This is a genomic window from Phytoactinopolyspora halophila (assembly GCF_003287285.1).
Classification (GTDB): Bacteria; Actinomycetota; Actinomycetes; order Jiangellales; family Jiangellaceae; genus Phytoactinopolyspora_A; species Phytoactinopolyspora_A halophila.
In genome coordinates this window covers 1-23,195 of the sequence record NZ_QMIG01000027.1, presented here as the reverse complement: position 1 = coordinate 23,195, position 23,195 = coordinate 1, and the positions used below count along the sequence as shown (strand labels likewise).

Below are 23,195 nucleotides of genomic sequence, written 5' to 3'. Positions count from 1 at the left end.
TGACGTGGCCCGCCCCGCGGCCTGCCGACGGCGGCCTGCCGACGGTGCTTGGCTCCAATCTAACCAGAGCCCTCGGACATCGGGTCCAGGCACAGACCGCTGGCAGCGGTCGGGACAGTGGCGGAACGCAAACCCGCGTGATGGCAGAGCGGATGGATTTCTCAGCCGTCGGGCTCGCTCGCCAGGGTGCCGACGATCAACTCGAGCCACGAACGAATCTGGGTGAAGATCAGGAAGTCGCTGTACACCCGCTGCTGGGCGTTGTGTCCGAGCAACTCCCGCCGCTTCTGATCGCGCAGCATCGCGTGGAGCGCTCCTGCGATCGCGTCCGGGTCCTCGGCGTCTCGCACAGTGTGACCGTCGAGCCCTGGCCGGACTTGCTGCCGCAGGCCAGCCGCCTCGGACGTGATCACGGCCGTCTGTTTCCACATCGCCTCGGTCGCCGTCAATCCGAAGCCTTCCTGCAGCGAGTTCTGGACGACGATGTCCGAGCAGCGGTGCAGGGCATTGACAATCAGAGCGTTCTCCTTCGCCGACGCCATCGGAAGCGTGATCACGGCGATGCTTTCCCGGATCTCCGGGGAGAGACTCATGTAGGCCTGGCGTATCTCGTCGAGAACGTCGTGTGCTTCGGGGTCGTCGCTGACGCCGGTGGGATCGGGGCCGGCCAGCACCAGGCCGACCCGCTCGAGTGTTCGGCGAGGTAGTTCGTCGAGCTCGTCGAGGTCGCCGAGGGTTTCCTTGAAACGGGAGAATCCTCGAAGGAGCGGGACGTAACCTTTCAGGCGGTCCCAGCGGGACACCTGGCTGACGATGGGCCGGTACAGGAGGCCGAAATCCTCGGGCTCGGTGGCCGCCGCCCAGCTCCCGTCGGGTTGCAGGCGTTTGGCCCGGTGGTCGAAGGACGGACTGGGCACCAGCTCCGCGGAGCCGGTGAGCCCGCCGTTGGAGAGAATGCCGACGATCTTGTGTACGGGAAGCTCGCGGTTCTTGTGGCTCAGCGGGTCGATGCCCGGATGGATGATCGTCGACTTTCCCGACAGGCACCCCGGTATGTATTCGGGTGCGCTGAACACGGCGTGGTCATACGGTTCGGTATACGGGCACAGGAAGTCCCACGCGGTCCGGGTCTGCGGGCTGTGCTCGTCGAGGCCGATGTGACAGCGCCAGATCGCCACGAGCCCGTCCGGCCCCAGCTCCTGGCGTATGAGGGCACCGGCCGCCAGCGGCTGGGGGTCATGGACGACGAGCACGTCGCCAGCTTCGAGGTACTCGCTGATGGCCTCGGCGGTCTCGTAGCTGATCTTCTCGTACAGGCCGCGCTCGTCCTCGGTGATCTCGGGCTCGCCATGGCCCTGCACGAGGTTGTGCACCCGCTTGGTGAGCCGGAAGAAGTCGGGCTCGTCGGTTTGCATGACGAGCCAGCGCGCGTCTACGCCCAGCTCGGACATCAAGTTGATCAGAGGTGGAAGCATTTCGGCCACGCCGCCACCGCGTGGCGTGCTGTTGACCATCCACACCCGGCGTGTCCCGACTGCTGACCGCAATGATTCGGCCTCGTGCCGCAGATCGCTCACGGCGGCGCCAAGATGAGCAACCGCTTCGTAGTCGCCGAGCGAAAGGTGGTGCTCGGGTTCGATCAGGCGGACCATATGTCCTTGATACCCCGATCTCCGCGTGAATACGCGGCAGTGGCCCCGGGGGTGGCCTCCACCGGAGCGCCCGGAAAACACGTGGCATGCCGACCTGGAATCGGTTAGACAAGCAGCGTGACTGACCCCATTGACGAACTGACCGTGCGCACCTGTACTGACGACGATCTTCCCGAGCTGGTGGCCCTCATCTCCCGCGCCTTCCTCAACGATCCGCGGGAGGAGTTGCTGGAGGCGCTTCCGAAAGTGTTCGAACCGGACCGCCGGCACGTCGCCGTTGACGGGGACCGTCTCGTCGGCAGTGCTGGTGTGCTGACCAGGGACATGACCGTTCCCGGTGGACCGATGCCCACCGCTCATGTGACTGCCGTCGCCGTCGCCACCACGCATCGCCGTCGCGGGCTGCTCAGGCGGATCATGAACGAACAGCTGCACGCGATCCGCGAGCGCGGCACCGAGCCGATCGCGGCGTTGTGGGCCAGCGAGGGCGGCATCTACGGGCGCTACGGCTACGGCGTCGCGTCGTGGAACGTCGAGTACGAGATCCCTGTCCTCGAGACCGAGGTGCCAGGAACCACGCCGCCTGGCCGGCTGCGTCACGAGCAGCCTGCTGAGATCAGCAAGACGCTTGCCGACATCCACGATCGGGCACGCCACGAGCGCCCGGGTGTGTCAGCTCGTCCTGGTCGCTGGTGGGAGATGCGTACACTCGATCCGGAGTCGCGCCGGCGAGGAATGTCGGCCGAGCGTGCCGTCGTATACGAGGACGAGGACGGAGCGCACGGCTACGCGCTGCTGCGCACCAAGCTGCAGTGGAATATGAACAGTCCCGGTGGCGAAGCGCTGGTGACCGAGATGCTGGCGACGAACACCGAGGCTTACGCGGCGCTGTGGCGCTACCTGCTGTCGATCGACCTCGTGCGTACCGTCCGGTGCCCGTTCGGGGCCGTCGACGAACCGCTGCGGCACATGGCCACCAACGTTCACGCCCTGACGGCACCGATGGGCCCCGGGTTGTGGGTGCGCGTGGTGGACGTCCCCGCGGCGCTGGCCCGGCGGAGGTATGCCGCACCGATAGACGTCGTTCTGGAAATCACCGACGCGATGTTCCCGGACAACGCCGGGCGCTGGCACCTCAGGGGTGATGCCGACTCCGCCACCTGCGAGGCGACCACGGCCGAGCCCGACCTCTCGCTCGACGTCCGCGGGCTCGGTGCCGCCTACCTCGGGGGCACGTCGTTGCAGTCGCTGGCAGCGGCAGGACTCGTGACGGAACACCGGCCCGGTCGCCTGGCGGCGGCAACGACGGCGTTCGGTTGGCGCCGGGCACCCTGGTCACACGAGGCGTTCTGATCACGACACCAGGCGTAGCCACGACACGAGGCGTAGCCGGGGCCGGGATCGTCCGTTCGAGCCGTTCCGCCCGGCTCACGGTCTGCGGCCCCGGACACCCGTCAGCGGCTCACAGCCTCCGCGGAATCGGAGCGGTCCGCCGGTGCCGAGCGGTCGACCTGGCACCCCTCGGTGTTTCGATACCACTGGATCTTGTCGCGAATGCGGCGCTGCTGAGCACGCAGGTGCGCGATCTTCTCCTGCACCGCCGCGTCGTGTTGTTCGAGCAGCTCGAGCCGGGCCGGGACCGTGTCGTCACCCGCCCGGCACAGCTCTGCGAAGCGCAGCATGTCCGCGATGGGCATACCGGTGTCCCGTAGACAGCGCACCAGGCCGAGCCAGCCGAGATCGTCGTCGGTGAAGATTCGCCTGCCACCGGTCGTGCGAGTGACGTGGTGCAGGAGGCCGATGCGCTCGTAGTAGCGCAACGTGTCGATGCTGAATCCGGTCTTCTCGGCGACCTGCGCCGGCGAGTATTGCGTCACGATCCGAGAATCGCACCTGGAGTGTACTCCAGGTCAAGCTTCACGCCGGGTATGTGGACCATCCAGGGACGGCAATGTTCCCGCGCATGCCGAACGGAAGAGTCGACGATTTGTGGTGCTCGCACCGGCGATAATTCGATCTGCTGTTGCTACGTTGGTGACGGTGACACAGTGGACACGTACCGTCGTCGTCATGGCCTGGGTGTGGGCGGGTCTGGCGGCGGGATGTAGCGGTTCGCCCGAAGGTGAAGAAGCCCCGGACGGCGCGCCTCCGGGTGAGGAGGGAACCGCGGAAACCGAGGAGCCTGCCCGATCCGCAACGAGCATGCCGGCCGCCGGTGGAGACGACGTCACCGTTCTCTCCACCGACGACGGCGCGGAACAAGCGATCGCCATGAGCGAGGCGATCTACGATCATGCACCGGTGGTGCTGCTGGCCGAGGAGGATGAGCTCGCAAGTCAGGCCGCGGCCGCGCCGGTGGCCGTCGCACTTGGTGTGCCGCTCCTGCTGGTGCCGGATACCGGAGACGGGACCGGCTCCTCTCAGGAGAACGCGGACTCCTCGAACGGGGGCGAGACCGCCGACGACGCTGGGACCTCGGGCGACGACGCTGGGACCTCGGGCGACGACGCTGGGACCTCGGGAGCCTCGAGTAACGACGCTGGGGCCTCGGGCGACGATGCGGTTGAGACGTCCGCGGTGGAGAACGAGATCGGCCGCCTCGACGCCGAGGCGATCCTGACGTTTGGCGCGGAGGCGACGCGTCGGGCCGAGGAGATGGAGCAGGCGGACATCGTCGTGGAAGCTCCATCGGACCGCGACGAGCTCGCCGAGGTGAGCGGTGTGCAGCTGCACGGCGAGCGGGATGTGACGCAGGATGACCTGGTAGCCGCTGTGGCTGCTAGTGAGGCCGACGGCGTGCAGCGGCTCGTTGTCGACGGTGCCGAGCCGCCGGAGAGTTCGCCTACCACGCAAGGATCCGAGGACGATGCAGCGAGCGGCGGTGACGGCACTACCTTACCGGCGATGACACCGCCGGAGCCGTTGGACGACCTGACGGTTCTTGCTGCTCCCGAGGCTGAAGGCACCGCCACGGTTGCGACGGCGCGGGCGAGCGGCGCCCGGGTGCTCGTCACCGAGGAATCCGATCCGCGGGCCGACGGCGAACTGATCGACGAGCTGGCCGAAAGCCCGGCCGGCCCGACCATGGCCATCGGAAGCGAGTTCGAATCGGCGGAGCGGCTACGGGCACGGTTGGATGTGGCGGCCACGGGGGCCGAGCTTCCCGGTGGGGGTCAGGTGCTGCTGCCGCATCGCCGATTCATCGCCCTGTACGGAACGCCACGCTCCGCCGCCATGGGTGCGTTGGGGGAGCAATCCATGGATGAGACCTTTGAACGTGCCGAGGAGGTCGCGGCCGAGTACGAGCCGGTTGTGGACGAGCCGGTCGTTCCCACGTTGGAGCTCATCACGACCATCGCGCACACGGAGCCGGGCCCTGAAGGTGCCTACTCGTTGACGACTCCGGTGTCGGAAGTGCGGCCGTGGGTCGATGCGGCTGCCGAGGCGGGTGTCTACGTCGTGCTGGACTTGCAGCCTGGCCGCACCGACTTCCTGACGCAGGCCCGAGAGTACGAGGAGCTGCTGGCGGAACCACACGTCGGCCTCGCCCTGGATCCGGAGTGGCGGATCGGGGAAGGGCAGCGGCACCTGGAGCAGATCGGCTCGGTCGATGCCGAGGAGATCAACGAGGTGGCCGAGTGGCTCGCGGAGCTCACCGCGGAGCATCAGCTGCCGCAGAAGCTTCTGGTGTTGCACCAGTTCAAACTGTCGATGATCGATAACCGGGACGAGGTCGACACCAGCCACGACGAGCTGGCGGTGCTGATTCACGCCGATGGATTCGGCACGCCGGACCTGAAGTTCGAGACGTGGAATCGCCTGCGCGCCGATGCTCCCGATGATGTGTGGTGGGGCTGGAAGAACTTCTACGACGAGGACACGCCGACGTTCACACCCGCCGAGACGATGGACATCGACCCGGCGCCCTGGTTCGTGTCCTACCAGTGAACCCACCCGCCCCGCTTTTCCGCTGATCATGAACACTAAGCGGCTACATAGGTCGCTTAGTGTTCATGATCAGCGGAAAAGCGGGGCGGGCGAGAAGGCGCAGGCGGGCGAGTATGGTCTAGCGTGAGTTCATGGCACGCATTCTTGTCCCGTATCATCTCGACGAGTACCTATCTGGTCTGGACGTTCCGCTCGACATCGACTCCACCGTCGTCGTGGATCTGCCCGAGGGCGACACCTGGCAGCGTATGGCATTCCTGTATCGGCGGGTCGCCGACGTCGTGGCCGCCGACGCCCGCGACGGCGGCACGCCGATAGTCCTGTCCGGAGATTGCACCACGTCATTCGGCGTCATGGCGGCATTGCAGCGTGAGGGAGTGGATCCCGGCATCGTCTGGTTCGACGCGCACGGCGATGTGCAGACGCTGGAGACGTCGTCGTCGGGATACCTCGGCGGGATGCCGCTGCGGATGCTCGTCGGGTACCGGCCCGAGCTGATGGCCGAGCCGCTTGGGCTGCGAGCGGTCCCCGAGGAGCGGGCCGTCTTGGTCGATGCCCGTGATCTGGACCCACCGGAAGTCGAGTACCTGGCCACGGCGGCCATCGGACGATCCGGCGTGTACGAGCTGAGCGCGCAAGAATTGCCGGACGGGCCGCTGTATCTGCACGTCGACCTCGACGTCGTTGATCCCAGCGAGCTTCCCGGCCAGACTATCCCGGTCGCGGGTGGTCCAGGGCTCGACGCGACGTTCGCGGCCATCAACCGGGTGCTCGAGACGGGCCGGGTTGCCGCCGTCGGTCTGGCCTGCACGTGGAACGTGAATCAGGGCAAGGAGGCGGCGGAGCGCGTCCGTCCTTATCTGGAGAACGCGCTCGCCGCCGCCCGCAACCTCCGCTGATCATGAACACTAGGCGGACTATGTGGTCGCCTAGTGTTCATGATCAGCGGAGGTGGGCGAGGCCGTCGGGCAGGGGGCCGGTGGCGACGACGCCGAGGCGGCGGGTCGGCCGGGTCAGCGCGACGTAGAGATCGGAGTAGCCGCGCGACGAACCGGCCACGATCTCGTCCGGAGCCACGACGATCGTGCCGTCGAACTCCAGACCCTTGGCCTGAGCCGGAGTCAGGACGGCGACCGGCGCGTCCAACACGTTCTCGTCGTCACCGGTTGTCGCCTCGGGACAGGCGTGGCGCACGCTGGCGAGCACGCTGTCGATGCGCGACCGTGGCGCCAGGACAGCCATGGTTCCCGTCTCGAGGTGAACGCGCTCCTCGCGCACGAGGCCGGGCAGCGCATCCGCCAGCTCGTCGTCAGTCACCTGCCAGGCCCACGGCTTCTCGCCGTCGGGACGGACCGACCTTGGTGCGACGGCATCGGCGCCGCTGGCGGCGAGGACGTCGGCGGCCACATTCATGATCTGTTCGGTGGTGCGGTAATTGACGGTGAGCTGGCCCCGGCGCCACTGACCCGGGGCGACCGGGTCGAGCACCTCGGACCAGGATCCGGGACTGTCGGGTGCGCCCGTCTGCGCGATGTCGCCGACGGCCGTCATCGATCGGCTCGGACAGCGGCGCACCAGCAGCCGCCACGCCATGGGAGACAGCTCTTGCGCTTCGTCGACGATCACGTGACCGTACTCCCATTCGCGGTCCTGACGGGCACGTTCGGCGAGGAAACCGCGATCGTCGACGTCGTGGTAGCGCTCCAGCACGAGGGACGCGTCGACGGGCATCGTGACCTCTTCGTCGATGGCCATGTCCATGGCCACGTCGTAGGCGTCGTGCACCAGCTGGCGCTGCTCCTCGATGTGCTGCGAGCGCGCGGCCTCGGCCTGCCTTCGCCGCCGTTCCGCCCGGTTGATCGTCGCGTCGAGCTCGCCGACGAGGGTGGCCAGCTCATCCAGGAGCGGCACGTCCGAGATCGTCCATGCGGTGGCGTCGGCACGGTGCAATGCGTCGCGCTCGGCCTGGCTGAGCTGGGGCGTGACCGCGGCGCGGAAGTCGGGATCCGTGTACAGGTCGGTGAGGACCCGCTGGGGTGTGAGCTCGGGCCACAGGATGTCCAGGGCCTCGCGCACTGACGGCGACGTGCGAAATTCCCGGTACAGGGCGTTCTGGTCGATGAGCTCGCCGAGGTCGCGATCCTCCTCGTCGTCGGCTTCGAGCGGGATGTCGATCCCGTCGAGCACCGAGTCGAGCCGTTCGTACTCCTGGCGCACGAGCTCGTTGAGCACCTTCTTGGCGACAAACTGCCGCATCCGGTTGTGCGGCTGCCGCGTGCGTTCGGCGCGCTCGCGGGTCTCGTCGAGGATGCGCTGGCACGTTTCTTCGTCGAGCAGGTACGTGTCGCGATCGGTGGTGACCTTCAGGCTGCCCGGCGGTATCCGCTCGTGACGCGTCACCGCTTGTTCCAGGACGTCGGCCATGCGCAAGCTCCCCTTCACGGCTGCCGCGAAGGGGGCGTCCGTGCGGCTGGTCTCGACACCGGGGTACAGGTCACCCATGGAGGCCAGCACCACGTCGGTCTCACCGAGCCCGGGCAGCACCTGGTCGATGTAGCGCAGGAAGGTCGCGTTCGGGCCGACGACGAGCACACCGCTCTTGGCGAGCTGGTCGCGGTGGGTGTACAGCAGGTAGGCCGCGCGATGCAGGGCGACGACGGTCTTGCCGGTGCCCGGGCCGCCCTCGACGACGAGGATGCCGTCGAGCTCCGAGCGAATGATCCGGTCCTGCTCGGCCTGGATGGTCGCCACGATGTCTGCCATGCGCCCGGTACGGGCGGACTGCAGCGAACTCAGCAGTGCGGCTTCCCCGGTGAGGTGCTGCCGCTCGTCGTCGTCGAGCTCGTCGATGGCCAGGATGTCGTCGTCCAGCCGGACAACACGGCGTCCCTTGAGATGGATGTGCCGGCGCCGGCGTACGCCGAGGCGTTCCATCGGCGTGGCACGGTAGAAGGGGGTGGCGGCCGGGGCACGCCAGTCGATCAGGAGGGGATCGTAATCTTCGCTGTACAGCCCGGTTCGGCCGATGTAGAAGTGTTCATCGTGGTCGAGGTCGAGGCGCCCGATCACCAAGCCGTGTTCGGCGGCGGACAACTGTGCGGCGCGTTCGGAGAAATGCTGGGCCCGGATATTACGCTCGAGTTTTCCTCCGGGAGTGGAAACCTGCGTCGGCTGAATCGCACTAGAGAAGCGATGATCGGCTTTCTCGCGTAATGCGTCGAATCGTTTGTAGATCGCCGTGATGGTGTCTTGTTCTGTCGCGATTTCATCATCTGTGCTCGTCATTGACATGAAATCCACAGGACTGGTATATTCGACAGAACTCACCGGGTTTTACCTTTCACTACGTGCAGTCGGCGCGATTTCCTACTTTATCGTACCCGCAAGAGTCGTCGCGTCCGGTGCGCAATTTCGGCTATGACGAGATCATTATGACGTGACCACCACGCCGAAAAATGGTGTCGTAACTGGGGGACTTTCCAGAATTCTCGCCATCGGGTAGCAGTGGACATTATGACAGGTGATGAGCGGGTCGTGCTGTGTGGTCCAGATGGTGATGCAGCGGGTACCATGTCCAAGAGGTCGGTGCACCACACGGACACGCCGCTCCATCTGGCCTTCTCCTGCTACGCCTTCGATGAGCAGGGGCGGGTTCTGGTCACGTGGCGGGCGAAGAGCAAGCTCACCTGGCCGGGCGTACGGACCAACACCTGCTGCGGGCACCCGCTGCCCGGTGAGGAAATGCGTGCCGCAGTGGCGCGCCGGATGTGGCACGAGCTGGGACTCGTGGTCGAGCGTGCTCAGGTACATCTTTTGCTGCCACGATTCCGGTACCGGGCAGTCATGGCCGAGACGGGGATCGTCGAACACGAGATGTGCCCGGTATGGCGGGTCGTCGTGTCCGGCGGTGCATCGGTAGTGCCGGCGGCCGACGAGGTAGATCGGTACACGTGGGTGCCGTGGCTCGACTTCTGTGAAACGGTGGGCGACGACCCGTCGTCGGTCTCTCCCTGGTGCGCGTTGCAGGTCATGGCATTGTGGCGCCTCGGTGACGATCCACTCGGATGGCCAGTGGCCGACGATGCGGAGCTGCCGCCGGCCGCTGTGGCGTGAGCGTTGCGACATCGATGCCCAGACGTGCGGAAATGGCGCGACAGGCCGCCGTAAACGCACGTCTCGGCATCGAAGTGGCGTGGTTGAGCAGCCAGTTCACCCGTCGACGACCGGCAGGTAGACCTGACCTCCCCGCGCGGTAAACTCGTCGGCCTTCTCCGCCAGCCCGGCGTCGATCGCCTCGACCGTGGACAGGCCGTTCTGCTCGGCGTAGTCGCGGATGTCCTGGGTGATCCGCATCGAGCAGAACTTGGGCCCGCACATGGAGCAGAAATGAGCGGTCTTGGCCGGCTCGGCGGGCAGCGTCTCATCGTGGTATGCCCGTGCGGTGTCCGGGTCCAGCGACAGGTTGAACTGGTCGAGCCAGCGGAACTCGAACCGTGCCTTGGACAGCTCGTCGTCCCATTCCTGCGCATAGGGGTGGCCCTTGGCGATATCGGCGGCATGCGCGGCGATCTTGTAAGCGATCACGCCCGCCTTGACGTCGTCGCGGTTGGGTAGCCCCAGATGTTCCTTCGGGGTGACGTAACAGAGCATGGCCGTGCCGTACCAGCCGATCTGCGCTGCTCCGATGGCCGACGTGATGTGGTCGTAGGCGGGCGCGACGTCGGTGGCGAGCGGGCCGAGCGTGTAGAACGGTGCCTCACCGCACAGCTCTTCTTCCAGCTCGACGTTCTCCTTGATCTTGTGCATGGGTACGTGACCGGGCCCCTCGATCATCACCTGCACGTCGTGGTCCCGGGCGATGTGGGTCAACTCGCCCAGGGTACGCAGCTCTGCGAACTGCGCCTCGTCGTTGGCGTCGGCAATCGAGCCCGGACGTAGCCCGTCGCCCAGCGAGAACGTGACGTCGTACTCCCGCAGGATCTCGCACAGCTCGGAGAAGTGCGTGTACAGGAACGATTCCTTGTGATGTGCCAGGCACCAGGCCGCCATGATCGAACCACCCCGGGAGACGATCCCGGTGACGCGGCGAGCGGTCAGCGGCACGTAGCGCAACAGGACACCGGCATGCACGGTCATGTAGTCGACGCCCTGCTCGCACTGCTCGACGACGGTGTCTCGATACACCTCCCACGAGAGCTTCGCCGGGTCACCCCCGACCTTCTCCAGTGCCTGGTAAATGGGCACCGTGCCGACGGGAACGGGGGAGTTGCGCAGGATCTGCTCGCGGGTCTCGTGGATCCGCTTCCCGGTGGACAGATCCATGATGGTGTCCGCGCCCCAGCGGGTGGCCCACACCATCTTCTCGACCTCTTCTTCCACTGAGGACGACACGGCCGAGTTGCCCATGTTGGCGTTGACCTTCACCAGGAAGTTCTTGCCGATGATCATTGGCTCGGACTCAGGATGCTTGCGGTTGGCCGGGATCACCGCTCGCCCGCGGGCGACCTCGGACCGGACGTACTCGGGGTCCATGCGCTCGCGGGCGGCGACGAACTCCATCTCCCTGGTGATCACGCCCTTCTTGGCCCAGCCGAGCTGGGTGTCGTGCTTGCGGGCGTCGATCCACTCGCCCCGCGCCGGACGGAGTCCGCGATGCACGTCGATGTCGGCGTCGGGATCGGTGTACGGGCCGGAGGTGTCGTAGACGTCGAAATGCTCGCCGTTGGACAGCTCGATCCGCCGAGCCGGTATCTGCAAGCCGTCGTCGGTGGTGGTGTAGACCTTGCGAGAGCCGGTGATCGGCCCGGTGGTAATGGTCGGGGTGGCGTCGCTGAGCTGGGTAGAGTCGTGCAATGTCGTCACGGAGATTCCCTCCCTACGCCGGCATTACCCGGTCAGGTTCGTGCGGTCGGCGGCGCCGTGTCCCTCACTGGGACGTCAGCCGCCCTCTCAGCCCGCCAAGGCGCGAGCTCCCGCGTGTGCACTTGTGTTTGACACCTTTGTGGTTGACACCTTGCCATGCCCGCCACGCGGCCACAAGTGGGGCCCGCCGCAACGTGGCTCGTGTGCCCGTGGGTCCGGGCGTGACCGCGCCCGCGGGCAAGCGCGACCGGCGGCGGTGGTATCGCCCGCCGATCCGCGAGCATGCTGGACATGTCCGCGAGCATGGTGGACATGGCGTCCGGCTCAGACACACAGGGGAGCGTGAGACGGTGTGGCGGGAGCGGATTTCGTCGTCGGCGATCGCCTCGGTCGGCTACGACGCGGCGAGCCGGACGCTGGAGGTCGAGTTCCGCTCGGGCGCGGTGTACCAGTACATCGGCGTGCCCCCGTCCGAGTATCGGCGCTTCATGGCTGCCGAGAGCCGAGGTGCGTACCTGAACACGCGGCTCAAGCCCCGGTACGGGTACGTGCGGATCCAGGGCTGAGCGCGTGGCGCGAGCTTTCCCGGCCGCCGGGATGAGCTACCCGGCTACCGGACCCGTGGTGCGTGGCGTCTAGTCTGGGATAGAAATATCGTTCCTGCTCACATATTCTTATTCGATCTTTTGTTCGATCCAACTTTGTCGGTGCCGCGCCGTACTCTCACCACATGCCATCCGCCATGCACGAAGCACTGATCGAGATGTTCCGCAGTCGGCCGTCGCTCACTGTGGAGCTGCTCCGCGAGTCCCTTGGCGTTTCCGTGCCGATCCATCGGCAGATCCGTCTCGAACCGGGTGACCTGCCCGACCTCGCACCCACGGAGTACCGGGCCGATGCGGTCGTCGTCCTCTGTGAGGCCAGCGACGAGCCAGTTCAAGCGATCGTCGTGGAGGTTCAGCTCGGCCGGGACGGGGGCAAACGGTGGAGCTGGCCCGTGTACCTCACGACGCTGCGTGCTCGACTCCGCTGTGCTGTCACGCTGCTCGTGGTCTGCGTCGAGTCGGCGACGGCCGATTGGTGTGGTGCGCCCATCGATCTCGGCCATCCGGGGTGGATCCTTCGTCCCTTGGTACTCGGGCCCCACCGGGTGCCGGTGGTCACAGACGTCGAGCAGGCCCGAAGCTCCCCTGAGCTGGCGGTCATGTCGGCGATGGCACATGGTGCCGAAACGGACGGTGACAAGGTGCTCGACGCCGTGGCGAGTGCCTTCACGATTGTCGATGACGAGCACGCGGCCCTGTATTCTGATGTTGTGTTCGGCGCCTTGCCCGAGGCGGCCCGGCACTACCTGGAGGCATTGATGACGACCAAGCTTCGCGAATACCAGAGTGATTTTGTCCGCCGCTACGTCAACCAGGGCCGTGCCGAGGGAAAGGCACAGGGCCAGCTTGAGGCCGAGGCGGACGCGGTGTTGTCGGTGTTGGCGGCGCGCGGTGTTGGCGTGCCCGACGATGCCCGGCGGCGGATCAGCGAATGCACGGATCTGGACCAGCTGAAGGCGTGGCTCTCGCGGGCGGCGACGGCCACCTCGATCGACGACATCTTCTGCTGACCAGCGGCAGCTCTCGCCCGCGCCGATCCCGACGAGGCCGATTTCGATCGTTCCGATCTCGGCCGTGCCGATCTTGGCCGTGCCGACCTCGGCTCGGCTGGTCGAATGCCGTCTGGTGTCCACGACGAGGACGTCTCCGGTGTGGGCGGCGCCGGACCGTTATCATCGCCTCGCCGCGTCCGGTGTCGCTCGGGCGCTGATCCGCTGCCGGGAGCAGGGAGGTGCTGCGCATGTTTGGCAAGGTGCTCGTCGCCAACCGAGGTGAGATCGCGATCCGCGCCTTGCGCGCCGGATACGAGCTGGGACTGGGCACCGTCGCGGTGTTCCCGCATGAGGATCGCAATTCGCTGCACCGGCTCAAGGCCGACGAAGCGTACGAGATCGGTGAGCGTGGCCATCCGGTCCGGGCATACCTGTCGGTGGAGGAGATCGTCGATGTCGCCGTCCGGGCCGGAGCTGACGCGGTGTATCCCGGATACGGGTTCCTGTCCGAGAACCCGCAGCTGGCACGGGCATGTGAGCGGGCAGGCCTGACATTCGTCGGCCCTACCGCGGAGATCCTGGAGCTCACGGGCAACAAGTCGCGTGCCGTCGCCGCAGCTATGGAGGCCGGAATTCCCGTGCTCGGCTGCTCGCCACCCTCGACGGATGTCGACGAGTTGGTAGACGCCGCCGACGACATCGGGTTTCCGGTGTTCGTGAAGGCCGTCGCTGGTGGCGGTGGTAGGGGCATGCGCCAGGTCACCGAGCGTTCCCAGTTGCGTGAGGCGATCGAGGCGGCCTCGCGGGAGGCGGAATCCGCGTTCGGCGACCCCACCGTCTTCCTGGAGAAGGCCGTGGTGAACCCCCGCCACATCGAAGTGCAGATCCTTGCCGACGGCCACGGCAACGTCATGCATCTCTACGAGCGGGACTGCTCGGTACAGCGGCGGCATCAGAAGGTGATCGAGCTGGCGCCGGCGCCGAATCTCGATCCGGACATCCGGGAGCGGATCTGCGCTGACGCGGTTCGGCTGGCCGAGCAAATCGGGTATGTCAACGCGGGGACCGTGGAATTCCTGCTCGACGAGCAGGGCAACCACGTGTTCATCGAGATGAACCCCCGGATCCAGGTGGAGCACACGGTCACCGAAGAGGTCACCGACGTCGATCTGGTGCAGTCCCAGCTGCGGATCGCTGCGGGGCAGAGCCTGGGCGAACTCGGGCTGGCGCAGGAGTCGATCAGAGTGCGCGGCGCGGCGCTGCAGTGCCGGATCACCACCGAGGACCCCGCCAACGGCTTCCGTCCAGACACCGGAATGATCAGTGCCTATCGTTCGCCTGGCGGCTCCGGGATCCGCCTGGACGGTGGTACGGCGTTTGCGGGGGCCGAGATCAGTGCCTATTTCGACTCGATGCTGGTCAAGCTCACGTGCAGGGGAATGGATCTGGCGACGGCCGTGAGCCGGGCCCGGCGTGCGGTCACCGAGTTCCGGCTGCGCGGTGTCGCGACGAACATCCCGTTCCTGCAAGCCGTTCTGGATGATCCCGACTTCCGGGCCGGGCGGGTCACGACGTCGTTCATCGCCGAACGTCCTCACCTGCTCACGGCGCGCCAATCGGCGGACCGGGGCACGCGGCTGCTGACGTACCTGGTGGACACGACGGTCAACAAGCCGAACGGGCCACGTCCCCGCGTCGTCGACCCGGTGAGCAAGCTGCCGCCGACGCCTGACGGCCCGGCACCTTCCGGTTCCCGGCAAAAGCTGGCCGAACTGGGACCTGACGGGTTCGCGCAGTGGCTGCGCTCGTCGCCGACATTGGGACTCACCGACACGACGTTTCGGGACGCGCACCAGTCCCTGCTGGCCACCCGGGTACGCACCAAGGACATGCTGGCCGTGGCGCCGGTCGTGGCTCGGACCCTGCCGCAGATGCTGTCGCTGGAGTGCTGGGGTGGGGCCACGTACGACGTCGCGCTGCGCTTTCTCGCCGAAGATCCGTGGGAGCGGCTCGCGGCGTTGCGGGAAGCGGTGCCGAACATCTGCCTGCAGATGCTGTTGCGCGGACGCAACACGGTCGGATACACGCCCTACCCGGAGGAAGTGACCAGCGCGTTCGTCGACGAGGCGGCGTCGACCGGGATCGACATCTTCCGGATCTTCGATGCGCTCAACGACGTCGGCCAGATGCGCCCGGCCATCGAAGCCGTGCGGGAGACGGGAACGGCGGTGGCGGAGGTGGCACTGTGCTACACCGCTGACCTGTCCGATCCCGCCGAGAATCTGTACACGCTGGACTACTACCTCGGGCTTGCCGAGCAGATCGTGGACGCCGGGGCGCACGTGTTGGCGATCAAGGACATGGCTGGACTCCTGCGTGCACCGGCGGCCGCCCGCCTGGTGAAGGCGCTGCGCTCCGAGTTCGACCTTCCGGTGCACATCCACACGCACGACACCGGGGGTGGCCAGCTCGCCACGTACCTCGCGGCGATACAGGCCGGAGCCGACGCCGTCGACGGTGCGATGGCGTCGATGGCGGGCACGACGTCGCAACCGCCGCTGTCAGCAATCGTGGCGGCCACCGACCACTCCGAACGGCCTACGGGCCTGGACCTGCGGGCGGTGGGGGAGCTGGAGCCATACTGGGAGATCGTGCGCAAGATCTACGCCCCGTTCGAGGCCGGGCTTGCCTCGCCCACCGGGCGGGTGTATCACCACGAGATCCCCGGCGGGCAGCTGTCCAACTTGCGTACTCAGGCGGTTGCCCTGGGACTGGGAGACAAGTTCGAAGAGATCGAAGAGATGTATGCCGCGGCCGATCGAATGTTGGGCCGCCTGGTCAAGGTCACGCCGTCGTCGAAGGTGGTTGGTGATCTCGCGCTGCACCTGGTTGGCGCGGGGGTGAAGCCGGAAGACTTCGAGGCCGACCCTGGACGCTACGACATTCCCGATTCGGTGATCGGTTTCCTGCGCGGCGAGCTGGGCGACCCGCCGGGAGGCTGGCCCGAACCGTTCCGCACCAAGGCACTGGAAGGCCGGGCCGAGGCGCGCGGGGTGATCGAGCTTTCCGATGAGGATCGCGATGGGCTGCGGAACGATCGCCGGGCCACCCTGAATCACCTGCTGTTTCCCGGACCGACGAAAGACTTCCGGGCACACCGCGAGGCCTACGGGGACACCAGCGTGCTGCCCAGCAAGGACTTCTTCTACGGCCTGCGGCCGGGCGAGGAACACGCCGTCGACCTCGAGCCGGGTGTGCGGCTGCTCATCGAGCTTGAGGCGATCGGGGAGGCCGACGAGCGCGGCATGCGCACCGTGATGGCGACGCTGAACGGCCAGCTCCGTCCGTTGCAGATCCGGGACCGTTCCGTGGCGTCCGACCTGCCAGCGGTCGAGAAGGCAGACAAGACCAACCCCGACCACATCGCCGCGCCGTTCTCCGGAGTGGTCACGCTGACGGTCGCCGAAGGCGACACCGTCGCAGCCGGAGACACGGTAGCGACGGTCGAGGCCATGAAGATGGAGGCGGCGATTACCGCGCCGAAAGGTGGGACAGTACGCCGTCTCGCGATCACCGCGGTACAACAGGTCGAAGGCGGGGACCTCCTCGTGGAGCTCGGCTGAGCATGCTCGGCACGCGGCCGTGCACGTTGGCCGCACACCAGAAAACGCCCTCTGCGGTCGAATCTGGGGTATTCAGCGTGCACGGCGGTGGTCGTGCTCGGTGTGCTCCGGGTGCTGGCGTGCCCTGCGGTGTGCGTGCTCCGCGTACTCCGCATACTCCGTGTGCTTGCGTGCCAGGGCCGTGCGGAGGTGGCGACGTGCGGTGAGAGCCAAGGTGAGGGCGATCGCGGCAGCGGTGACCGTGACGGCGAATGCCGGGCGATGTCCACCGGCGTCAGCGAGACGTCCTGCGATGGCGGCACCGAGCGCGTATCCGATTCCGGTGGCACCGGCGAGCAGGGTCAACGAGGCAGCCACGCGGTTGGGCGCGACGACGCGTTCGGTCAGGCTGAAGACGCTGATCATGTACGGGGCGACGGCGAACCCCAGAGCGACGATCACCGGAATGAGCGCGGCGAGCGAGCCGACCGCCAGCAGCGGCGCGGACAGGACGAGCAGGGCGGAAGCCGCGATCACCATCCGCCGCTCGTAGCCAATCCGGGCCGGAACGGCGGCGAGGGAGAGCCCGGCGATGACGCTTCCCACCCCCAGCAACGAATGCACCAGGCCCGCGTGCCCGGCGTTGCCCTCCACGGTGGCCAGCACGGTGGTGCCGGTCTGCGTGGCACCGAAGATCATGCCGATGAGCAGCTGCGCGGTCGCGAGAACGACCAGCTCCGGTGTGATCAGGCGGCTGGGCCGATGCTCCGCGGCGCGGCGTCGGGTATGGGTGAGCTCGGCCGATGGGTGAGCGGCGAACCAGCTGCCGAACACCGCGAGCAGCGCGGCTGCCGTGATCAGTGCTATGCCCGGGTTGACGCTGGCTGCGAGGACGCCCACCAGCGCGGGTCCGAGGACGAACGACGCCTCGTCGGCGGCGCCCTCGTAGGAGAACGCGGCATCGACGAGTCGCGGTTGAGCTTCACCCGCCGGCTCGGTGATGGGCCGCCACCGCACCCTGGCGAGCGGCCCCACCTGCGGTATCGACACTCCGGCCAACGCGGCGATGACGACCACCAGCGGGACCGGGGCGGACGCCGCGCTCGCCGCAACGAGCGCCGTCAGCCCCGCCGAGGCGGCCAGTGACTGCACCAGGACGACGGGCCGTTGTCCCGTCCGGTCGGCGATCGCACCGGCGACGGGAGCGCCGACGGCGTTGGCGACGGCGACGGTCCCGGCCGCGAGCCCACCGGCGGCGTAGCTGCCGCTGGTGTCGGCGACCAGGAGGAGCGTTCCCATCTGGCTCATGGCCAGTGGCAGGCGGCCGAGAAAGGCGATGAGGACGTAGGCGGGACCGGCTAGACGGAGAAGCCGACGGTAGGAGGTGATGGGCGACACAGGGCTTTCCTCGGGTGCGACACGGTGACGTGCCTCCCCGCCACTCAGACACGTCAGTCAGCCCTGTAACTGGTCACCATGATACGTCGTCGTCACAGATCTGGCAGCGACCGGGCACAGGACGGGATCGGCCAGCCCAGCGAGGGTGCCGTTACCAGGTCAATCGGCTATGCCTCATGAGGCTTTCTCGGGCCGTAACACGTCTGCAGCCGTGTTACGGCCCGAGGAAACGTACCAAACATGATCATTCGGAAGTGGTGGCTGGGGTGGTGAGCTGGGGGAGCGGGATGCGTGGCACCTGCGGTGCCTGCTCGTCGAGCGTGCTAGGTCCGCCGGCGAAGGGAGTGATGTCCTGCGGGCACGTACTGCCCTCTTCCGGTGTCTCGAGCTCGACGAGGTATGCGCCGACCGCTTCATCGGCGCAGCTGCTCTTGTTCAGAATGGTGTGCCCCCAGCCGTCCACGGTCAGGATGTGCGCGTCGGGGAAATGATCGGCATACGGCTGGGTGCTCTCGTACGGCGTCGCCGGATCGAACCGAGTGCCGATCACCAGCACCGGGCTGTCCACGTCCTGCTCCCACGGGCCGGTGTAGGCGTCGTCGTCGGTGATGCGCATGTACTCGCAGTTCAGCCCGGTCCACGCCCGGAACCGGCCGAAGTGGGGTGCCTTCTCGTCGGCAGCGTCGGCTCGCTCGGCGTAGCTGAATGGATCGCCGGTGGTGCCGGTGTCGGTGCAGACGGACGCCAGGGCCGAACCGACCGAGTCGTAGTCCTCCCCGCGCCGCCGGCGATCCGACGGATCGGGCAGCGAGCGCTCGACCAGCGCTCCCGCCTCATCGCTCAGCTCGGCGTCCTCGGTTGCCAGCTGGGCCAGCAGTTCCGCGTGCGCCGCCCACCCGGCTGGCTCGTAGAGGTTCTGGAACGTGAGAGTCACCGCCGTCGCGTACGTCACCGTGATCGTGCTGCCGTCAGGCATCTGGATTTCGGCCGGCTCCGTGCGGAGCCACTCGAAGGTGTCGTTCACTACGGTCTCCGGGTCGCCGAGTGCGGCGAGCGCGCATCGCTGTGGGCCGGCGTCCGCGCACAGGCGGAGGAATTCGGCGAACGTCGCGCTGGCGCCGGGCCCCTGCTTCAAGCGCTCGCCGACGGTTGCCGACTCCTCACCCGGCTCGCCCGCGTAGTCCTCGGGAACGATGGCGCCGTCCAGCGCGAGCGCGCGCACCTGATCCGGGAAGAGCTTGGCGTAGGTGGCTCCGAGGAACGTGCCGTAGGAGTAGCCCATGTAGGTCAGCTGATCATCGCCGACGGCCTGGCGGAGGAGATCCATGTCGCGGGCGACGTTGGCGGTGGAGGCGTGCTCGAACCGCTCGCGTGACGTCATCCGGCAGTTCACCGAAAGCCGGATGCTGGTGCTCTGGTACCGCCGTTCCTCGGTGTCCGTGACCGGGAAGGCCGGCAGCGACGCGGTGGCTTCCAGTTCATCGTTGAGAGTCCGGTAGCACGTGGCGGGGTCGGAGCCTGCCACGCCCCGCGGGTCAAAGCCCAGGATGTCGAAGTGTTGCCGGACGTCGTCGGTGAACGCCATGGTTCCCATCGTGTGGACGAACTCGACGCCGGAGCCGCCCGGGCCACCGGGATTGGTGAACAGGGTGCCGATGCGGGAGTCCGGCTCGGTCGCCGGAAGCTTCGTCAGCGCGATGCTCGTCGTGGGACCAGCCGGATCGTCGTAGTCAGTGGGCACCTCCGCGGTGGCGCACAGGAAATGCTCGAGGCCCTCGCCGCATGATTGCCAGTCCAGCTCGGGCACGGGTGCCTCGATCTGACCGTCCGATTCCGTTGTCTCGGCCGGTTGCGGAGGCTCGCCGGGTTGGGCCTGGGCCGATAGAGCGGTGGCAGCGGCTGTCGAGGCGGCGAGCAGAGGGATGGCGATCCATTGCAGGGCGGACGATCGCGCGGGCATCGACTCTCCTCATCACAGTCTGGTTGATTGCCATGTCACGCTATCGGTGACGCCGCGCTCGTGTGGTCGTCCGCGATGACGATGTGCCGGGTCCTCCGTGACGACGACTCCACGTCCGGTAGATCAGCGTGGCTTGGTCGCGGATGCGAGCTGGCCGGCGATGTCGGAAACGTCGTCGAGTTCTCCGGAGGCGACGGCCATGACGAGCTCGTATGCGTCGTCGTTGGTGAGAGTTAGCTGCCGGCCGTTCAAACCGTAGAACGCGATGAGCGCCGCGAGAGCGAGACGTTTGTTGCCGTCGACGAGGGCGCGATTCCGGGCGAGGGAGTGGAGCAACGCGGCGGCCTTCTGGTCGAGCATAGGGTAGGCGTCCTGACCCGAGAAGCTGGCCTGTGGCCGGGCCAGTGCGGCTTCGAGAAGTCCCAGATCGCGGGCGGGTACCTGGCCGTCGAGGGCGCGATCTGCAATGTGCAGCAGCTCGGACAGGGTCAGGTAGATCATTGTCCGAGGCGTTCGAGTGCCTCGGCGTAGCGAGGAAGATCTTCGTCGAGGACGCGGTCGAGGAGATCGGCTCGGCTGTGGTTCTCGACGTACTCCCGCACGGCCTCCCGGGCGACATCCTGCATCGAACGGCCCTCGAGCTCGGCGCGGCGGCGCAGTGCCTGCGCGTCTTCGTCGTTCAACCTCAACGTCATCGCCATAGACGTCATGGTATCAATCCTGATACCAATCAGGTACCGCGAGCTGGAGCGGCTGTCCTGCGGCCTGGGTCTGGCGGGCCGGGTGTCGTGCGTGTCGAAGCCCGACCATTTCGAGGTCGCGCGTTCTCGGCCGCACGACACCCGGTACATCCGCCGATAGAACGCCTCGGCCAGCGTGAGGTCCGGGACTCGTGCTGATCGGGGCAGGGTGTCTCGTTGAAAAGGCTCAGGGCGTCCAGTTGAACTCGTCGGGGTGCGGACCCATGCGATCGTCGCGGTTCAGCTGGCTGATCGTGGCCACCTCGTCGTCGCTGAGCTCGAAGTCGAAGATGTCGATGTTCTCCCGCATCCGATCGGGATTGACCGACTTCGGGAACACGATGTCGCCGCGCTGGATGTGCCAGCGCAACGTGACCTGCGACGCGGTCTTGCCGTGCTGCTCGGCGATCCGGGTGATCGTCGGATCGTCGACGACCTTGCCCTTGGCGATCGGTGCCCAGGACTCGGTGAGGACGCCGTTCTTGGTGCCGAACTCCCGGACATCGTCTTGCGTCAGGTACGGGTGAACCTCGATTTGGTTGACCACCGGAACGATCTCGGTCTCGTCGAACAGCCGCTGCAAGTGATGCGGCTGGAAGTTCGACACGCCGATGGCCCGGCAACGACCGGATCGGTAGATCTCCTCCATGGCCCGCCACGTCTCGACGAAGTCGCCCACCTGCGGCAGCGGCCAGTGGACCAGGAACAGGTCGAGGTACTCGATGTCGAGGTCCGCCATCGTCTGGTCGAACGCCGCGAGCGCGTCGTCGTAGGCGTGGGCGCCGTTGTTGAGCTTGCTGGTGACGAAGAACTCGCTGCGGTCGATGCCGGAAGCGCGCACCGCCTCGCCGACCTGCTTCTCGTTCCGGTACATCTCGGCGGTGTCGATGTGCCGGTAGCCCAGTTCGATCGCTTTGAGGGTCGTCTCCTTCGTCTTCTCCGGCTCGATCTGGAACGTGCCGAAGCCGAACTGGGGGATCTGGACGCCATTGTTGAGTGTGAGGTTGGGAACTGCACTCATGTCGTTGAGGTGTCCTTTACGGGTTGTCGTTACTTTCACGTCGGCAAGAACTACGATCGCACATGCCGCATCCTCTCGTGGCGAACCGTACCCTCGACGGGCGCCTGTCACGCGCGGCTGTCACATCGCGGCTGCTGGTTGCGCGCGCAGGTCCGCCAGCAGCCTTTCGACCTCGTCCAGCTCGTCCGCGCTCAGCGGACCGTGCTCCATGGCCGCGGCGTTCTCCTCGACTTGCTCCACGGTCCGGCAACCCGGGATGGGTATGGTGGCGTCGCTGCGCGCCCAGATCCAGGCCAGGGCGCCCTGCCCCAGCGTGCGGTCACCGCTGGTCAGGATCTCGCGTACGGCGCTCACCCGATCGAGCCACTCTTGCGCCGGCTTGCCGTCGCGGAAGTAGGGCAGCCAATCTGGCGCGATCCCCCGCACATCGTCGGGGCCGAGCGTGGAATCGGATGTGAACTTTCCGGTGAGCAGCCCCATCCCGAGAGGGCTCCGGTTGAGGCTGGCCAACCCACGGGTCTCGCATACGTGCACGACCTCGCGCGCATCCTGCAACACCGAGAAAGCGTGCTGGATCGCGGTGCAGTGCGTTCCGCGATCGGCCCAGGCCGCAGCACCATCGGCGTAGTCGGTGCTCCAGCCGTACCAGCGGATCTTGCCCTCCTGGACGAGCTCCTCAAGCGTGTCCAGCAGCGGTTCTGCCTGGTCGAGGGGCAGCCCGTTGAGGTGAAGCTGATACAGATCGATGTAGTCCGTTCCCAGCCTGCGCAGCGATCCGTCGACGGCGGAGCGTACGTACCCGGGCGTCGGGTCGGTGCCGGTGATCTGGCGGGTGTCCGGGTCGAACGTGTTTCCCCACTTGGTGGCGATCACCACGTCGTCGCGGTGCCCGGCCAGGGCCTGACCGAGGATGTGCTCGCTGTGCCCGGTTCCGTACACGTCTGCCGTGTCGAACAGCGTGACACCCAGGTCGAGAGCGCGGCGTATGGTGCGCACCGACTCGGCGTCATCGACCTCGCCCCATCCACATGGCTGGGTGCCAGCCCAGAAGGGACCGCCGATCGCCCAGCAACCCATGCCGAGTGCGCTGACCTCGATTCCGCTGCGTCCCAGTGTGCGTTGTGTTGTCGTCATGTCGGCATGCTGCGATCTGGAGTGCAGTCCAGGTCAAGGTGCTCGGACAGGAAGATCCGGGCCCTGCTGGATGCTCGGGGACGTCGTTGTGGATGCTCGGGGACCTCGATGGTTCTGCCGGGAGCACAGATGCCGTCCGAGCCGAGTTCATCGGGTGGTACTCGGGTGTTCATCCGAGACCACGAGGATCGCCGTCATGCGTCTCACACGTTTCCTCCGTATCGTGGCGGCTGCGATGCTCGCGGCCGCATCTCTCGCCGCCGTTGCCGCCCCGGCGTCCA

General features: G+C 66.9%; 17 protein-coding genes. 7 read left to right on the top strand and 10 right to left on the bottom strand.

Annotation, left to right across the window (positions count from 1 at the left end):
• Nucleotides 1-161 precede the first annotated feature (161 nt).
• A complete protein-coding gene (locus DPM12_RS19095; protein WP_112259952.1) occupies nucleotides 162-1,652 on the bottom strand; it encodes a glycosyltransferase in 1,491 nt (496 codons plus the stop codon).
• A 117-nt stretch (nucleotides 1,653-1,769) separates the two neighbouring features.
• On the opposite strand from DPM12_RS19095, the gene DPM12_RS19090 reads away from it, so the two are divergent.
• The gene (locus DPM12_RS19090; protein WP_112259951.1) at nucleotides 1,770-3,005 is read left to right on the top strand and encodes a GNAT family N-acetyltransferase; all 1,236 of its coding nucleotides are present in this window, start codon (nucleotides 1,770-1,772) and stop codon (nucleotides 3,003-3,005) included.
• Nucleotides 3,006-3,106: 101 nt separating this feature from the next.
• On the opposite strand, the gene DPM12_RS19085 is transcribed toward DPM12_RS19090, so the two are convergent.
• Nucleotides 3,107-3,529 carry a MerR family transcriptional regulator gene (locus DPM12_RS19085; RefSeq protein WP_112259950.1) on the bottom strand — a complete coding sequence of 141 codons (423 nt, stop codon included), beginning with the start codon at nucleotides 3,527-3,529 and terminating at the stop codon, nucleotides 3,107-3,109.
• Nucleotides 3,530-3,692: 163 nt separating this feature from the next.
• Between DPM12_RS19085 and DPM12_RS19080 the strand changes: the two genes are divergently transcribed.
• Together DPM12_RS19080 and DPM12_RS19075 are read left to right on the top strand one after the other, a co-directional pair.
• Complete coding sequence (locus tag DPM12_RS19080; RefSeq protein WP_146751935.1) at nucleotides 3,693-5,600, top strand: hypothetical protein; 1,908 nt, start codon at nucleotides 3,693-3,695, stop codon at nucleotides 5,598-5,600.
• Between the two features lie 131 nt (nucleotides 5,601-5,731).
• A complete protein-coding gene (locus tag DPM12_RS19075) occupies nucleotides 5,732-6,499 on the top strand; it encodes an arginase family protein (RefSeq protein WP_112259948.1) in 768 nt (255 codons plus the stop codon).
• Nucleotides 6,500-6,542: 43 nt separating this feature from the next.
• On the opposite strand, the gene DPM12_RS19070 is transcribed toward DPM12_RS19075, so the two are convergent.
• Entirely contained in the window at nucleotides 6,543-8,885 is a 2,343-nt protein-coding gene (locus DPM12_RS19070; protein ID WP_211659150.1) for a HelD family protein, read from the bottom strand.
• Between the two features lie 228 nt (nucleotides 8,886-9,113).
• On the opposite strand from DPM12_RS19070, the gene idi reads away from it, so the two are divergent.
• Nucleotides 9,114-9,713, top strand: a complete 600-nt coding sequence (idi, locus tag DPM12_RS19065; protein ID WP_112259947.1) for an isopentenyl-diphosphate Delta-isomerase — start codon at nucleotides 9,114-9,116, stop codon at nucleotides 9,711-9,713.
• A 96-nt stretch (nucleotides 9,714-9,809) separates the two neighbouring features.
• On the opposite strand, the gene thiC is transcribed toward idi, so the two are convergent.
• Nucleotides 9,810-11,462, bottom strand: a complete 1,653-nt coding sequence (thiC, locus tag DPM12_RS19060) for a phosphomethylpyrimidine synthase ThiC (protein WP_170313725.1) — start codon at nucleotides 11,460-11,462, stop codon at nucleotides 9,810-9,812.
• 203 nt (nucleotides 11,463-11,665) lie between these two features.
• Between thiC and DPM12_RS23680 the strand changes: the two genes are divergently transcribed.
• From DPM12_RS23680 to DPM12_RS19045, 3 genes are all read left to right on the top strand, one after another.
• Nucleotides 11,666-12,028 carry a KTSC domain-containing protein gene (locus DPM12_RS23680; RefSeq protein ID WP_211659149.1) on the top strand — a complete coding sequence of 121 codons (363 nt, stop codon included), beginning with the start codon at nucleotides 11,666-11,668 and terminating at the stop codon, nucleotides 12,026-12,028.
• 164 nt (nucleotides 12,029-12,192) lie between these two features.
• Nucleotides 12,193-13,077, top strand: coding sequence for an RpnC/YadD family protein (locus DPM12_RS19050; RefSeq protein WP_112259946.1), 885 nt, complete (start codon nucleotides 12,193-12,195; stop codon nucleotides 13,075-13,077).
• A 230-nt stretch (nucleotides 13,078-13,307) separates the two neighbouring features.
• Nucleotides 13,308-16,682 carry a pyruvate carboxylase gene (locus DPM12_RS19045; RefSeq protein ID WP_112259945.1) on the top strand — a complete coding sequence of 1,125 codons (3,375 nt, stop codon included), beginning with the start codon at nucleotides 13,308-13,310 and terminating at the stop codon, nucleotides 16,680-16,682.
• A gap of 72 nt (nucleotides 16,683-16,754) precedes the next feature.
• On the opposite strand, the gene DPM12_RS19040 is transcribed toward DPM12_RS19045, so the two are convergent.
• From DPM12_RS19040 to DPM12_RS19015, 6 genes are all read right to left on the bottom strand, one after another.
• A complete protein-coding gene (locus DPM12_RS19040; RefSeq protein WP_112259944.1) occupies nucleotides 16,755-18,059 on the bottom strand; it encodes an MFS transporter in 1,305 nt (434 codons plus the stop codon).
• A 244-nt stretch (nucleotides 18,060-18,303) separates the two neighbouring features.
• Nucleotides 18,304-20,019 carry an alpha/beta hydrolase gene (locus DPM12_RS19035; protein ID WP_112259943.1) on the bottom strand — a complete coding sequence of 572 codons (1,716 nt, stop codon included), beginning with the start codon at nucleotides 20,017-20,019 and terminating at the stop codon, nucleotides 18,304-18,306.
• A gap of 123 nt (nucleotides 20,020-20,142) precedes the next feature.
• Nucleotides 20,143-20,520: a type II toxin-antitoxin system death-on-curing family toxin gene (locus DPM12_RS19030; protein ID WP_112259942.1), complete on the bottom strand. Its 378-nt coding sequence runs from the start codon at nucleotides 20,518-20,520 to the stop codon at nucleotides 20,143-20,145.
• Complete coding sequence (locus DPM12_RS19025) at nucleotides 20,517-20,720, bottom strand: DUF6290 family protein (protein WP_170313724.1); 204 nt, start codon at nucleotides 20,718-20,720, stop codon at nucleotides 20,517-20,519. The genes DPM12_RS19030 and DPM12_RS19025 overlap by 4 nt, the downstream gene beginning before the upstream one ends.
• A 226-nt stretch (nucleotides 20,721-20,946) precedes the next feature.
• Entirely contained in the window at nucleotides 20,947-21,780 is an 834-nt protein-coding gene (locus DPM12_RS19020; protein WP_112259941.1) for an aldo/keto reductase, read from the bottom strand.
• A gap of 120 nt (nucleotides 21,781-21,900) precedes the next feature.
• Nucleotides 21,901-22,914: an aldo/keto reductase gene (locus DPM12_RS19015; protein ID WP_112259940.1), complete on the bottom strand. Its 1,014-nt coding sequence runs from the start codon at nucleotides 22,912-22,914 to the stop codon at nucleotides 21,901-21,903.
• Between the last annotated feature and the right edge of the window lie 281 nt (nucleotides 22,915-23,195).